At 39.4% G+C, this 15,812-nt stretch carries 14 protein-coding genes; 1 reads left to right on the forward strand and 13 read right to left on the reverse strand.

The features are described 5' to 3' along the window. Positions 1-27 precede the first annotated feature (27 nt). From RRV45_RS10770 to RRV45_RS10820, 11 genes are all read right to left on the reverse strand, one after another. On the reverse strand, positions 28-2,697 hold the full coding sequence (locus RRV45_RS10770; RefSeq protein WP_315668824.1) for an ATP-binding protein: 2,670 nt from the start codon (positions 2,695-2,697) through the stop codon (positions 28-30). 89 nt (positions 2,698-2,786) lie between these two features. After that, the gene (locus tag RRV45_RS10775; RefSeq protein WP_315668825.1) at positions 2,787-3,533 is read right to left on the reverse strand and encodes a hypothetical protein; all 747 of its coding nucleotides are present in this window, start codon (positions 3,531-3,533) and stop codon (positions 2,787-2,789) included. Between the two features lie 98 nt (positions 3,534-3,631). Beyond that, positions 3,632-5,194: an AAA family ATPase gene (locus RRV45_RS10780; RefSeq protein ID WP_315668826.1), complete on the reverse strand. Its 1,563-nt coding sequence runs from the start codon at positions 5,192-5,194 to the stop codon at positions 3,632-3,634. Continuing rightward, positions 5,191-5,751, reverse strand: a complete 561-nt coding sequence (locus RRV45_RS10785) for a hypothetical protein (RefSeq protein ID WP_315668827.1) — start codon at positions 5,749-5,751, stop codon at positions 5,191-5,193. The genes RRV45_RS10780 and RRV45_RS10785 overlap by 4 nt, the downstream gene beginning before the upstream one ends. Beyond that, on the reverse strand, positions 5,748-5,942 hold the full coding sequence (locus RRV45_RS10790) for a hypothetical protein (protein ID WP_315668828.1): 195 nt from the start codon (positions 5,940-5,942) through the stop codon (positions 5,748-5,750). The genes RRV45_RS10785 and RRV45_RS10790 overlap by 4 nt, the downstream gene beginning before the upstream one ends. Positions 5,943-5,956: 14 nt before the next feature. Then, positions 5,957-7,654, reverse strand: coding sequence for a hypothetical protein (locus RRV45_RS10795; RefSeq protein ID WP_315668829.1), 1,698 nt, complete (start codon positions 7,652-7,654; stop codon positions 5,957-5,959). Positions 7,655-7,659: 5 nt separating this feature from the next. After that, the gene (locus RRV45_RS10800; RefSeq protein WP_315668830.1) at positions 7,660-8,139 is read right to left on the reverse strand and encodes a hypothetical protein; all 480 of its coding nucleotides are present in this window, start codon (positions 8,137-8,139) and stop codon (positions 7,660-7,662) included. 50 nt (positions 8,140-8,189) lie between these two features. Next, positions 8,190-8,807: a hypothetical protein gene (locus RRV45_RS10805; RefSeq protein WP_315668832.1), complete on the reverse strand. Its 618-nt coding sequence runs from the start codon at positions 8,805-8,807 to the stop codon at positions 8,190-8,192. A gap of 719 nt (positions 8,808-9,526) precedes the next feature. Then, a complete protein-coding gene (locus RRV45_RS10810) occupies positions 9,527-9,964 on the reverse strand; it encodes a GNAT family N-acetyltransferase (protein ID WP_410489373.1) in 438 nt (145 codons plus the stop codon). A gap of 431 nt (positions 9,965-10,395) precedes the next feature. Then, positions 10,396-11,064 carry a hypothetical protein gene (locus RRV45_RS10815; protein ID WP_315668834.1) on the reverse strand — a complete coding sequence of 223 codons (669 nt, stop codon included), beginning with the start codon at positions 11,062-11,064 and terminating at the stop codon, positions 10,396-10,398. Between the two features lie 195 nt (positions 11,065-11,259). Further along, entirely contained in the window at positions 11,260-12,237 is a 978-nt protein-coding gene (locus tag RRV45_RS10820; RefSeq protein WP_315668835.1) for an L-lactate dehydrogenase, read from the reverse strand. A gap of 195 nt (positions 12,238-12,432) precedes the next feature. Here RRV45_RS10820 and RRV45_RS10825 point away from each other — a divergent pair, with 195 nt between their 5' ends. After that, complete coding sequence (locus RRV45_RS10825; RefSeq protein WP_315668836.1) at positions 12,433-12,606, forward strand: H-type small acid-soluble spore protein; 174 nt, start codon at positions 12,433-12,435, stop codon at positions 12,604-12,606. A 96-nt stretch (positions 12,607-12,702) separates the two neighbouring features. Here the strand turns inward: RRV45_RS10825 and RRV45_RS10830 are convergent, their stop codons facing one another. Further along, positions 12,703-13,314: an FHA domain-containing protein gene (locus tag RRV45_RS10830; RefSeq protein ID WP_315668837.1), complete on the reverse strand. Its 612-nt coding sequence runs from the start codon at positions 13,312-13,314 to the stop codon at positions 12,703-12,705. Positions 13,315-13,318: 4 nt separating this feature from the next. Next, positions 13,319-15,790 (reverse strand): protein kinase domain-containing protein, encoded by a 2,472-nt coding sequence (locus RRV45_RS10835; RefSeq protein WP_315668838.1) that lies wholly within the window; start codon positions 15,788-15,790, stop codon positions 13,319-13,321. Positions 15,791-15,812: the final 22 nt, after the last annotated feature.

Raw genomic sequence — 15,812 nt, forward strand, 5'->3', positions numbered from 1 at the left:
CCAACACCGCCATTCATTTTAGATTAATTATTTTCCCAGATATTGAGCCATGAGTTTTTGCCTCGAACTCCTTGGTAATTTTGTTAGCTCTAATAACCCACTCAAACAACAGCGCTTTTGATTGAAGGTGAGCGAGGGAACATAACCATTTTTTTGTAGTAACTCAAAATATCTTTCCAAGTAAGCAGCAGATTCTATTTGGAGCGGCAATTTTTCCGCAAGTGTGACATGCCAGCCTTTTTCTAAGGTAATCGCCTTTATTTTTTCATCCAATTCTTTATGCTGACAAGGACCTTGGCAATACGGGCAGCCGCCAGCTTCCCCTGTGAGCTGCTCCCAATCAAGAACTTCCCGCTTCACGGTTTCACGCATTTCAGTAATCACTTGGTCACGATATTTTCGAGCCTCTCCTCTGACTTCGTCAACAAGTGGCATCTTCACAAGCTTTGGCCGAGCATCCCCTTCTGCGTAAACTGCAGCATAGCCGCGTTTTAATGTACTTATATAATCAATTTGTTCCTCATTCATATTCATCGATTGCCCAATTAACTCACGGTCTTCCTTCATAACAATGCGGTGAACAATTTTAAGATTGGTATTTTTCAGCGTATCGGGAGCCAGCTTTGTCGGTACTTGATCGGCAATCAGGAACCCTTGACCATAGCTACGTATTTCCGCGAGCAGGTTCGTGAAAAACTCAACGGCCTTGGCACGCGGATTGGCTCCTTCTCCCCCTTTAGAGACATTGGCTAAAAGACGGTGCGCTTCCTCAATCACAATCAAATGCTCAAACTCTTTTTTGCTGACATTCTCTTCTTTTAATTTCTGTTTGCGATATTCATATAATTGGACTAGTAGAATCCCCATCACAAACGCTTTAACGTCATCATCGCCGATGTCCTCCAATTCCATCACAACAGGGCGGGATAGAAGCTTTTCCATTGAGACCGATTTCGCCGTATTCATCATCGCTCCCTTGCCGCCGACTTTTAAGGAAGTAACACGGGCTTTTAAGGCCGCAGTGATATCTGACTTCATCCGCTGATCATAGCCAAGCTCGGTGACAATATCATCGATAGTGTGAAGAAGGTCATCGAGGGTTGGATATTTATCAATGCCTAATACATTTTCATTCTTTAAAATGTCCCAACCAAGATTTTCATAGATACGATAAACCGCAGTCTCTAACACAAATGGCATCGGCGGAACAAGTTCAAAACTCGCTTTAAACGTCGACAGTAAGTAATCGATATGCGTTTGTAACGGAACGTCGCCAACTTTTTCAAACGGATTGATTCGAAACGGAACAGAATCCTTGTCCTCCGCTCCAAGCGTAAAGACGAGAAGCTCGTCTGCAAAGCCAGGAACATTGGCTAACTCCCAATATTCTCTTTTCGCTGATTCAATGACAAGAAACGGCTTTTTATGATCATTCCATAACCTCATCAACAAACTTTTTGAGGTGTTGGATTTCCCTCCTCCCGTCATTCCAACTATCAGTCCATGACGATTGAAATCGCTTGTTGGAACTGAATATCTATTTTGTTCCAATTCTTCATTCCCTTTTACGATATTCCCTAAGACGAAATCTCCGTTTTCCCTTCTTTCAGCAACTTCAAACTCTACATAGGGATTGACAAAATACCCCGGCATTTCTTTACGTGGGATTTGACTAAACGTAGCTAAATCCTCACTGGATACGAGCGTTTGATAGCGGTATATAAACGACTGTATTGGTGTCTCGTTCCCTGGGCGCATCCATTGTCCAAGTGGATGGAATTCTAGCTCATTAAACGGCAATTGATTCGCCATCAAGGGAAACGTGCTTATAGTTTCATGCATATTCGTTGCATGAAGGGCACGGACCTTTTCAGGTCTAGATTTATCACCCAAATAGGTTGAAATCAATAAATTGCGGAGCTTTTGCGCCGTTTCCGACTTTGCTGCTAAGAAATAACCACTCATTCTCCACATCCCTTTGGCACGACCCGTTTCTAATCTTTGTTCGACCATTTCCAGATTCTCTAAGTAGCGTTGGTTTATAAATCTCGTACGTTCTGAAGACTCGTCTCCGAACGCACCTCCGCTACTTGTGGATACTTTTAATGTCTGACTCACCAACTCCATTTCATCTAATAGCCGTTCATGTGTGCGGTCAATAAGGAGTGAGTGTATTCCTTTCGCAACAACGATATACGCCCAATCCTCGCCAAGTAAGCCAGTACAAAGTCTTTCGATCTGGAGGATTTCGTTCTCGCCAGACGTTTTATTTGTCGGGTAGCCCATAAAAGTTCCACCAAACTGACTTCGCTCACTCGTCACTTTTTTCATTTGCTGATTACTAATCTCCGTTAAATGTATATAAGGATATACCGATTTTAAAGAGCTTTTTAAGGCTTCCTTCCAATGAACCGTCATCCCGATATAGACGCTAATGTCAGTCCGACTTCCTACTAACGCATAGACGAAAGTCGTATGCATACTATGCAATCCGCTTAATATATCCATAAAAATCGAATCATAGTTCAGGTTCTCTTCACGATCCCAGAAGTTGGCTAACCCTTTGATTTGAAAAAAGCAAAGCTCCCCTGTTTCCTCGATTTCCACCTCGGAGATCGCTGATTCTCGGTCTAAAAAACTGCGACTTAAGGCCTGATACTTCCGATTAATTTGTTCTTTCTTCAGTTCAATTCGCATTGTATACTCCTTTTTAATTAATAAAAAAGGATTGGATCAAAAATCAATCTTCCCCATTGATTTTGACTAACAATCCTACTTTTTTCTAGCTATTTAAAAAACTTTCGAATCAACATCCAGAAGACAAATCCAATGATGATCAGTGGAAAAATCGCCGATAAAACTGAAACTACAAAATTCGTAATCCCTGCTGATAAACTTTGTAATAGAGTGCTTAAATCAACAAAAAGGATGAAATAAAGCAGAAAAATCGCAATCAAGCCTGTAATAACGCGAACAGCTAAACTCGACAAGGTTTTATTGACTGCCACTGAGCTGTTGCTGCCGAGATTTTCAATCTGTTTCGCAACAATCGTATTATGCCTATCTTGCGTCCCATAGACCCGAATATAAGAATGATCCTGGAAACGACCACGAATGACTTTTCCATAAAGAATGACACTATGAATGTCCCCTTTAGGGTCATCGACATCAAAAGTACAAATATTGCCATCACGAACAAAATGGCAGCCTTTTCTCAGTGATAAAAACCACTGCTTTACCGGATTTGTTTTAATGATATCCTCATGAAAATTACGTACCGTTCCCTCGACATATGCGTTGCCTGGTTTCACTTGAATGGAAGCCTGTGCTGAACTAGTTTGAGGGGCTGTTGCTGCAAATTGCGATGCTTGATACGGAGCTTGAGCATTTGCTTGCGTTTCAGAAGCATCATGAGTTTGCTGGGGTGGGGTTGAAATTACCTTTCGCACTGGGGTTAATGCTGCTCCATCAATCGGACAATTTAGATTCGAATCATCCCAAGTTTGATCACAAATCGCACATCTTTTCGCCATCCTATCCCTCCTAATCTAGCAGGAGGCATCAGCGAGAAACTGACACATCCTACGTAAGTGATATAACCCTAATGAACTTTTTGCTTAACTCCCTTTCGTTAGACGAGAACAGAACGTGGGCCTTTGCGGCGCGGATATTGTTCCTGATCAATAGATGTATCATCAAACGGCTTACCAGCTGGGACAGCGCGCTCACGGCCCCAAGCACGGATATGATCAATTTGTTCCGGACTTGTTTGTGAGAGAGGAACCACATTCTCAAAGAAACTGATAAACGTCTGATCAGTGATCGATTCATCACCATGTACGACCGCTTGCTTCACGACATCACGAACTGCCGCCTCTAAATCAGCACCAGCAAATCCATCCGAAAGACGAACTAATTTTTCTAATAAACTTGGACTCACTTCCCGCTTTAGACCTTTATTTATATAGATTTTGATAATTTCTTCCCGTTCTTTCGATGTTGGCAAATCAACGAAAAATAACTCATCAAAACGTCCGCGTCGCAGCAGCTCAGGAGGTAACTTCGAGACATCGTTGGCTGTCGCAACGACAAAAACTCGGGCAAGGCTTTCTTGAAGCCAATATAAAAACTGTCCTACCAATCTAGTTGAAGTTCCACCGTCGCCACCACCTGTAGCCCCAGCCAAACCTTTTTCAATCTCATCAATCCAAAGCACACACGGAGCCACATGGTTAGCTGTTGAGAGTGCTTCCTTTAATCTTGATTCACTTTGCCCTAAATATTGGCCATGAATCGTTGACAAATCCAGGCGGTACAGAGGCAGATTCCATTGCGAAGCAATCGCCTTGGCAGATAATGACTTGCCACAGCCGGGAACCCCTACTAAGAGAATCCCTCGTGGAGGACGAATGCCGCGATCGCGCAAATCAGCGGTGAGCAACTTTTCATTGGCATCAAGCCAACGCTTCATTCCTTCAAGGCCGCCGACCTGGTAATCCTGACGAACCTGGACACGTTCAATTCCTGATATATCAGCAAAGATCCGGTCTTTCGCATGCATTAGCTCTTTGAGATCATCATTTTTAATTGCGCCATTCGCTAGTAAGGTGGCAATTACATTTTCCGCTTCAATCTGACTGATACCTGCTAAAATCGCCGCAGACTGCTTTTCCTCCTCTTCGCCCCATTCAATCGGGATTTCCCCACGATAGGGAGAAATTTGCCCCTGGATGATCTTTAACATTTCATCCTCATTTGGCGGTGCTAACGTAATTGACATCCCAAGACGCTGCAACTGTCCCCAAACAGGCTTGTTCGTGATGATAATAATACTTCCGCCTGTATCTGTTGCCATCATTGCTAAATCTTGGAATTGTCTAGCCGTAGGAGTGTCATCTTCAATATCTTGAACTTCAGTAAATATGAATGTGATGTTTTGTTGCTGTGCAATTTTCTGATTAGCAAAATCCAGCCCCCCCATCACCGAGCGATCATCATTGACAAGACGGTTGGAAAGAATATCTCTCGTCCCTTGTGAAATTGTATGAAAAAAGACCGGTATTGAGAGCTGATGAGCAATTTGACCAGCAATTTCTAAAGCTCTTGCCCGCTCCGATGTTCGAATCGAAATAAAGGGAATTCTTGCTTTCAAATATCTTTCCAATGTACTTAAACAGCTTTTTAAATCGTTCATGGTAAAATAACCCTTCTTTTCCTAGATTTTTGTTCCAATTTCGGAGCGGTACCAGTGGCATCGGAAATTGGAATTGCGTGAGGCGTAGAACCAAAAACATTCTCAACTTGATCAAATTGAGTAATTGGATTATTTCTAATCAGGCTGCGCATGCGTCCCGTTCGGTCAGTCACTGCACTATCCTCAAGCGACTGTTGAGTTGACTTGGCATAGTCATGCAAAAGATTCCACATCGTTTCTCTCACTTGTTCTGGAAAAGCGGGCAAATGAGCAACCCGCTTTAAGACTGCTAATCGCTTACGGGCAGATAAAATGGCTTTCACTAATGCTGTTTCATTCCCGTTACATGTATTTATTTCTCTTTGAAGCTGATCACTCGACCTTCGTAACCGATGATCAATCGTTTCATAGAGTTGCTGTGTCAGACGCTCGGCAACCCCTTTCGTCCATTCAATCTGCCCTTGCTCCATTAATAAAATTGTTTCTTCATCCTTCGTTCCTGCTTTAAATTGCTCAAAACAGTTCACCCATTCTGCATAGGTTTCCAGCTTATTCATAGTAATTTCGTGCTCCTTCTTTTCACCAAATTTGCCGGAGGCGTTAAATCCCACTCCGGAAATTGTGTAGCAAGCGCACTGTTTATTGTTTCTTTTTCAACCTCTTCGAGCATTCTTTGAAAAGGGCCTGCTTCCCCTTTCTTTGACTTATTTCTATTTAATAAGCCCGATTGATTTTCTTGATTACTCATTTGCTTTCTCCCCCTTAGTTCACAACGGCACGTGCGTTATCAAAACTTGAAAATGAATACTGCTCTGGAGTGATCGTTTCTAATAAATCTGTCACCAACTGTGCATTTTGATCCTCTTTATCATACTCTTTTCTCCAGTCAACCGTTTCAGCCAATGTTGCCCGCAACACTTGTGTACAATGCTTTAAAAGCGTATCAAACTCATCTGCAACTTGTTCTTTTCTTTTTACAAGATTTTTCTTTTCATAAAAGAAGTATCCAATTCCTGCAAGCGCAAATAAGAAGAGAAATGGAGTACTAAATCCCATGAGTGCAAATAAAATTCCACCAGCCAGTGCAGCCCAATGCTTGAACGTCAGCTTAACATTTTCAATTGCCTTTACCTTTCTGTTTTCGATATGACTTTTCAGTGACTGAACTAATTCCGATTCATTAGACCCATTTCGCGTAGATCCTTTCCATTGGTCAATCTCGAAATCAATATCTATCGGAACCTCTGCACGGTTTTCAGCAGTGATATCATCATGAGCATGTTTGACCCACTCTTTTGAAAGCGCAATGGATAGCTTTTGGGTAGCAAGCGAGGCATTCGAAACATCCGGATGCATTGCAAAATTCGTTAATAGTGTCGTAAAAGATACGCGTTCTTCAAGCGTCTTCTCATTATCAAACAGGACTTCCGCCCTTTTACGGTCTCCACCTTCTTGAATCACCAATGATAATTGACGTTCATCCCGGCGAAGCGGGAGTTCCTCATCATCAAATTTAGAAACCAACGTATCAAGCAAAGCATCTACTGCGTAAGCAATATTTTTAGCTGGAATGACTTCCTTCATAAAAATATCATTAAAATACTCATGAATGATTTTGTGAAGCTTGGCTCCTTTCAAACTTTCTTCAAGCCCTGGCCACGTCGAACTATATTCTTTCAAGTATGGATAAACATGAGCCTCCAACTCTTTCACCTTGGACTCTAGTGCCGTTTTCCATTGAACATGCTGCTCTTCTACGAAGCCCACTTTTTGAGATAATTCCTCGATCCATCCCTCAATCTGTTTCCCACTTTTGATGCGAGCATCTGGTCCAAAAATCCCATTCGCAAAACCATCAATTAATATTACAATTTCTCTCTCTAGATTATGTGGATCTTGCAGGCCAAAATAACGATCAAGCCATTCTCTGCTCGCTTTATACCTTGCACCCCTGCGGGCAACAAGAGCAAAGAATAACGACGTTTTCTCATCATCTCTTCGTAAGCCTTCTAGTAAGGCTTTATCCGCTAATTCCTTATTCCCATTCAGCCAAGCAGATAGGGCAATTAAACAAGGGGCCAACCAGTAACGCGGCGCTGCTAGCATCTGCTCCTCGCTTGAATTTTCAATTGTTTCTTTCCTCACAAGGCTGGCATCAACAGCCTGAAGTATTCCAGTAACCCGGCGGCGAACATCGCCGTAATGACCAAAATTGGTTTCCAGTTCCTGACGTACCTTTACAATTCTTGTTTCTGCCAGTTGAATATTTTTTTCTAGCTGGTCTTTACGAACATACTCATGAAACTCCTGAATTAAAGCATGTAAGTCAGATTTTGTATCCAACACTTCTTGATTGACATGATCAACTTGATCGGATACATAATTGATATCATTTTGTAAGTTACGCAGATTCCCTTCAATTCGGCTTAAATCTGCTGTATGTATTATACGTTCTCCCATTTCTCTCACCCCTGAATGACAGCTACATCGCCGCTTTTCGTAACAGCTCGTAGAGTATCGTTATATACTTCAATAAACTCATAACTTGGATGCAAGGCTAACCCTCTTCCTCGATCAAGAATCGGAACAGCCTCTCCCTTTTTATAATGCTGGACAATGTCCAATTTAATATCTAGTGTATGTACTTCATACGGATTCCCTAAGTAACATTTAGCAATAATTCCGATTGGGTATTGATACGGATTTAATTCCGGAAATTCATTTTGAATTGCTTGCTTTAACTCGTCGATCTGTGCATGACTACATGTCACTCCCCCGGCATCAAGCTTCGTCAAGCTATTGACATAGGAAGGAGACCTTTTTTGCCGCAAACGTTTATCGAGTGCCAAACCAGTTAGCTCAACCGTTGTTCGAGAAATTTGTTGAGGTGTTACACTCAATTTTGTTTTTTGTTTCACATTTGTGTTAATAAGCGGTCGGCGCATTGTTTCATCCCCTTTAAACTCTTTATTGATGAAGAAAGACCCTTTCAGGTCTACTCTTTTGAAACAACCAGTTGGGCCATTTGAAGATCCTTCGGAATAGATATAATAAAGGTTCCTCGTTTTTCCCCCCAAGAAAATTCTTCATCAAAAGCCCTCTCTAGTTTTTCACTTTGGTAAAAATAAAGAAATCCGTCCCCATTCTCAACCTTATTTCGATAGATACTATCTATCGGGAGATAAGGCTCAAGAAAATGAACGAAATCTTCTGTAGATTCAAGCGGCTCCGTTGGATAAACATTGAGCTGAAAGGCCCTTTTTTCCCGAAACTCAAAAAAAGATGCCTCGAGTTTACTATTCTCAGTTTCAAAAGAATAGGCTATAAAGCCTTCATCCTTTGCGAATTTATCGAGCTGTTTATGTTTCTCTTGGAAAGTGAACAGCGAGTCACCTAACCCACCGTCTTCAGTTAGTATATTGGTAGCAGCATGCTCTTCAATTTGTGAACTATTGAAAAACATGAGCATAATGACCAGCGTAATTAGCCCAACTACTCCTTTCGTTGCTCGACCAAATCCAAAAACCATAATAGACAGTCCTGCCAACACAATCAAAATCAAGCAAATAATTTCTATCCATTCCTTCGTGAACCATAGCAAGTCCTCGACCAATAAACCACCCCTTACTAAAGATATGTATTCACTTAGAAACTGTAAGTAAATATTACTATATATAATATGAAAATAGAACCATTTATTCATAATTTTTCAAAAATAATAAAAATATGGGTAATTAAGCTTTTTTAGGCAGTGTTCAACATTGAACTATGAATGGGTTAACTGTAGGAATTCCCTTAAGTAGAGTTAACAAAGAAGTCAGGTGAGGAGGTGAGTCGATGCAAAAAATAACGTTCAATTTAAAACTTTTTTCTTATATTAAACGCAATGATGAATGGGTGGCATGATGTAATTATTCATATCTTCCGAAAAAATTTGTCTAGGCTGTTGAAAGTCAAAGACCGCATCAAGGTGGGCTTGTAGTTTCAAAATCCATGGTGCTCCTTTTAGCATCAATCTTTCCAATGGCACTACATGCAGATGTAGTCACAATAACCTCATCTTCACTTAACTTGTATCGAAAGTGATTTTCTCTTTTCACTATATTCCAATTCATGAGAAATGACGATTGTCCGAAATTCAATATGTGGGATCTAGTCATCTCCTTTTTACAATTTGATAAACTAATAGACCAGCAAAATTATAACAATTTTCTCTTTGAAGTGACTCCCTCGTCTCTCTATACCCTTATAAAACTAATACAATAATTAAAGAATACTGAGCATTAAGTAAAAAAGCATATCTGCATATGGTAGATACGCTACCGATAGTTTTTAAAGCTTCAGCTTTAAACCTTCATGCGTTGCTTTAAAACCTAACCGTTCATAAAACCTTAACGCATCTGGTCTTTTTTTATCAGTTGTCAGTTGTACTAAATGACAACCACGTGCTTCTGCACGTTGAATTGCCCATTTTATAAGTTCAGTACCTACACCCTTACCTCTTACAGAAGCTGATGTTCTCGCTCCTTCGATAGTAGCTCTCCATCCACCTTGATGTGTTATATAAGGCGTAAAAGTAATTTGTTGTACCCCAATCACTTCTTTACCGTCACAAGCCACTACTAACTCGTTATTAGGGTCAGATGTAATAGCCTCAAATGCTTTTATGTAATTATTGGGAAGTGGATGCTCATAACGTTCACGTTTACTTCCCAAATCATCATCACCAAGCATTGCAACAATACTGTCTAAACCTTTTTCAGTAGCCATTCTAAACCATATTTCTGTATTCAATCAAATCCCCCCTCTTGCAAAGAAGCCAAAAAACGCTTCTCTACTAAGAATTGCTCAAAAACCGAAACCAAAATCAATATGTATAGGGAGCATTGAAAGTTTCGTTCATATCAGTACATTTCTTCACAATTTTTTCTATACACTTTAACATAAATATCCAATTCCCTTTTAAGTATTATTTAACAATATGGCCCGATTGCTGAATAGATTGATTGGGCTTTTTTAAAACAACTTTACTGTTACAATATCGACATTATTATGATTTAAACAATTTTAATATCATGAAACATTAAGAAAAATGGCCCTCACCATATTCAGTATTTTTGTTTCATTTTTCAACATATTAAGTAAATTTATGTCAATTAAAATGACACGAATTTACTTAATAAAAAAGAAAAAAACCTTATTCAAAGGTTATCTGATTTAAGTATTCTTGTGTCGTTCGTCATCTTTACCTCTATTAAAGACAATTTGCTCCAATCAATAAATTGAACACTATTTTCTATAATTTCATTTACATATAATTTATTTATTTTTGCTATTTGTTTAATTTCCATAATTAACATTTGATCATACGTAGTTTTAAATTGAACCCGATCCTTAGGTCTAGATTGAACATTTATCGAAATAGATTCTTGGTCCAAAAGATTTTTTAATCCGTTTTCAAGTAAGTAATTTACAGATGTTCTATGTTCTCCAGCTTTAACTTTTAACGAATTCAAGATTAATTTACTTATATTTGTTCTAAATGATATTCTGGTATTCTTTGATGAATGGACTAATTTCCCATTAGATAGATTCCACCTTGGTATATCCTCAGTATCTTCTACAAAATAAAAATTGTCAGAGTGCTGTGTCATAAATATTCTCTTATGTACAATAAAATTATCATTATTTACATTGTTATAAATGATTGATGATAGTATTTGGAGCTGTAATTTTCCTTTTATCCAAATGCAATAAATTGTTTGTTCAGTTTGCCCAATCATTGACGTAATTTCGGCATTTAATCTCCAGGATTGAAACACCTTTTGAAGACCATTTGTAAAATCACTGCTTCCTGATGTTATATGCAACCATTTCCTTAAAAGACATACCGCTTTTATACATTTTTATTATCATGGCATCAGTCATCCCAGGTCTTCTTGGCAAGGCGCTCCCCCCCTAAAAAAATGTATCTTCTCTAGTTCTATTATACAAACGAATGTTCTTATAATCAATCTATTAACATATAAAAAAAGTCCCCACCTCTACAGATGGGGAACAAATATTTACAAATAGTCCTTTCCGGTCTTAGCCACTTTCATCGTATCTTGAATATACTTTGCTGATTTATGCAGCCACTCAGTTTCCTGCTCGTCCAATTTAATTTCTAGCTGCTTTTCCACGCCATTTCGGCCAATTACACATGGCATGCTGAGTGCAACATCACCATTATAGCCATATTGCCCATTTAGAGTAGTAGAAACTGGATATACACTGCGCTCATCAAGCATGACGGCTTTTGCTAATGTAATTGCAGCCTGTGCCACTCCTGCATTTGTCCAGCCTTTATTATTTAAAACAGCAAACGCTTCTTTGACGACCTGCTGACCCATTTTCTCTCTGTTTAAAGGTTCTTTCCCTTCAAATACTTGATCCAATTCATCTTCTCCAAACCCTTTCACATTTAAGCGGCTAAAAACAGGGAAGGATGTATGGCCGTGCTCACCCATCATATATCCGGTGACACTTTTCGGATCAATATTGTAATTCGAAGCAACGACATAGCATAAACGGGCGGAATCCAGCATCGTTCCAGTTCCAAAAACACGGCCCTTTGGATAGCCAAATTCATTTTCTGCAATATAAACCATCGTGTCTAAAGGATTTGTAATCATGATCACAATGGCTTCCTTCGTATACTTAGTAATTCCAGTCATCACTTCTCGGATGACTTCTGCATTTTTTTCAGCCAACAATGCCCGATCTGGCATCGCATCCTTATCAGTTGTCAAAACACTTGGACCTGCTGCACAAATAATAACATCTGCGTCAGCACATTCTGAATAATCACCTGATCGAACTGTCGTGTTGGACATATATGTAAGAGCAGTTGCATGCGCCTGGTCTAATGCTTCCCCAAAAGCAACATCCTCTCTACTATCAATAACAGCAATTTCTGAAAAAAGACCAAGTTTCATGGCGTCTGCTAAAACATATGATCCTACATGCCCGACCCCTACTACTACTAATTTATTTTTCTTCATCTGAATACCTCCCAAGCTTTCGTCAAAAGTGTTACCTTTAAATAATATTTCACAAAAACAGCTACAAGTAAATCCTTTGAGTGGATTATTTGTTTGAATAATGGAAAATATTAATATTCTATCTCTAAAGCCGTATTTTCCCTTCTAAATAGGAAACATTATACTTGGCAGTCAAAAGACAGGAGGCGCAAAAAAATGGACAAGCAGCGTGCAAAACAAATTTCAGAATCACCAGAGATACATAAAGTTATGTATAACGGAAAACAAGTTTATATTCAGCATGTAAATGAAAATGATACAGCAAGAATTTATCCTTTGGATGACCCAGCAAATGAGCAGGATGTGTCTTTGTCACAATTAGAGGAATAGCCAACACAAAAGGCGCTATCCTAATTATTTTTTAAAGTAGGAAGGCGCCTTTTTTATTAGTTAATATCTGCCATATCATTTTAATGATTTATTCTCTTAATCCCAAACGAATGTATCCCCACAAAATGGCATAAACATCAGCTTTGTTTTCCCAAGCTCAATAACGTCATATGGCTTCAGTTCGTCTGCTGTTATGACCTCTTCGTCATTTAAATAGACAAGTCCTCGAGATTCACCAGGATACACACGGAATTGACGTTTTTTAGGGCTAAAGCTGACAATGGCATGGTTTTCTCTAGAAATAGCTTCATCTCCTGCAATACAAATGTCCATTTTGTCAGAACGTCCGATAAAGTTCCGCTCACTCCTTATTCGAAAATCCTTTCCTTTATCTGGTCCATCTATACACACTAACCACCCAACAACTGGATCAATCCCCATTTGTTTGCGGAAAACAGCTACCGTTTTTCCGTCATTTTGACTAGGTGGAACAGGGGGATTTCTAATATCATTGCGTATTTTGGCTATTGTCTTGCCTAATTCAGCGTTGTCATTTGGCAGCTTTGCCTGAGTTTTGGAAGGGTCATTTCCTCCAGGCTGCCTCATCGGCATAGTCATCCCAAGATTTAAATCAATATTAACCCCACAATGAGGACATAAACTATGTTTCGCTTCGTCATAATAATGTCCATTTATACATCTTTTCATGATCCTATCCCCCTTCTACCTCTGTTGCGGAAATAAGCCACTTGAAAATGCCGTCCGAACGAATAAAGCTGTGAATTAATGTGCTTTTCGCTTCATAATTTTGTGTACCGTCCGTATAGGTCAAAGTTTGAACTACTTTTGCTTTTGCAGTATCTCCTTTTATTTCTAATACTTCAATACTTTCAATTGCAGCTTGGATTTCGTCATACGTTTTAAAGAAACTGGAAATGCTCTGCTCTGTAAGACCTGCTGCACTTGGATCAATGGTACTTAAATATGTTTCTACATCTTCATCCTCAAACGCAAACCCATTAGCGTAAATCGTGATTTCGATTTCAAGTTCATCGGAATATACATCAATATTTGGATTATTATACATATCCTCAATCTTTTGCATATCAGGATGTGTTAAGTTTTTTTCTTTAAAATACTTAAAATCGGCTAAAACAAAATCTTTAAACAATTCATTTTCAGATACGAGTTCATTCTGATGTGAAGAATAGAGGGCAACTGCTGCATTAAACTGATTTGAGAATAAATAGGCATGTGCCAAATTCGCTTTAAACACGATATTGCTGGGATCGAGTTCGAGCGCCAACTCTGCTGCTTCGATCGCATCGTTTGGCATTTTATTTAAAAATTGAATATAGGATAGCATCCCGTAAGAATTTGCTAATTCAACATAATCATCTTGAAAAATAGGATCCTCTTCAAGCAAATCTTCTAATATATCAACACTTTCCTCGATATCTTTAAGGGCATATTCGTAATATCCTAAATTACTTTTGATTATGGAAATATTTCTATACAATACCCCTATTGAATATTGAGCATCAAAATCATATTCATTCACTTCATACAGCACCTTTGCCATATCCCGAGCTTGAATATAATATTTTAGCGCTTCCTCCATTTTATTCTCTATATCCAAGTTATATCCCTTATCCCAATATTCATTAACAATTGATAGCTTCTGAACCTTAATGGTTTCTTCATCAACAGGAAGCTCAATCCCTTTACTAACCTCTAGATGAACTAAATCGTTTTCATTTACCTTTTGGTCAGGGTCTATAGATTGCTTCATAACCCAACCTTTTTCTAGAAATAAACTTTCAACATATGTGACATTACCGAGCTTTAAGCCTTCTTTTTCTAATAAATTCTTTGCCTCTTCCTCACGAATACTCATAATGTTAGGTACTGTTACCTGTTTGATAACTGGTTTGGGTGCTTCCTGAGTTTGATTAACGGCTACAGGATTGTCTTTCGTTTTCACTATTTCCTTACCGGTTTTAGCTCCAAACAGGATGGTTGCAGCAAATATCCCTGCAAACAAAAGGATTGCAACAGCCGCTCCTCCACCAATCCAAACCCATTTAGAAATTCCTTTTCTCTTTGGGGCTTGATTTGCCGAATCTTTTGGAGGTGAAGCTTTCGCCTTCGTTACTTGATTAATGGGCTCTAAATTGTTGCTTGCTTCCGTTTTTTCGGAACTAGGTGTAACTTGTAAATTCTCCAGCAGCTCCTGCTGAAATTCATCCATAGATTGGAAGCGGTCTGCCGCTTTTACGGATAATGCCTTCATTAGCGCTGCTTCTGCTTTTGCCGGAATATCAACACCAAGCTTAGAAGGTGGAATGATGGCATCCTCTTCTAGCCTATCAAGAGATTCAGGTGGTACATGACCAACAATAGCGCGGTAAAACGTAGCTGCAGTTGCATATACATCTGTCCAAGGTCCTTGTTTACCTTTACTCCGGTATTGTTCTTCTGGTGCATATCCAGGCTTTAATATAACGGAAATGCTTTTGCTAAACTCTGTTATGGCATGACGTGCCGCTCCAAAATCCAATACTTTAACCTGACCTTCAGCCGTAATATAAATGTTATCCGGACTAATATCCCGATGCAGTGTCTCTGACCGGTGAACTTCCCTCAATGCATCCATTACAGGCATCATGATCATAAGGGCAGTTTGATAAGGGACTTTTCCCCCCTGTGTTTCTAAATACTGCTTGAAGTCGACCCCTTCTAAATAGTACATAACTAAATACGCGGTTCCATTCTCTCTAAAGAAATCCCGTACACCAACAATTCCTGGGTGGTTATTATATTGTGCCAAGGTTTTCGCTTCATCTAAAAACTTATTCAAGCCATGCTCAAAATGAGAATTAAGACTGCCTGAGAAAACAGATACCATCGTATGTCCAAGCGATCTTGTTGCAAAATCGCGCGGCATATATTCTTTAATTGCTAGCTTCATATCGAGATTTAAATCCCAAGCTAAATACGTAATGCCGAAACCTCCGTGTCCAAGAACTCTGCCTAAAAGATATTTCTCGTGCAGAATTGTTCCAGGCGGTAAATGCTGTGGTGCTTCTGCGGCCGCTCCTGTTACCCAGCCGCAGTGAGGACATATATGATTTGATCCTTTATCCTCCATACACCCTAAACAAAGATGATTAATATCCGCCATCCCTTCACCTCATTGTGACAAA

This window comes from Bacillus sp. DTU_2020_1000418_1_SI_GHA_SEK_038 (assembly GCF_032341175.1).
Lineage (GTDB): Bacteria > Bacillota > Bacilli > Bacillales > Cytobacillaceae > Cytobacillus.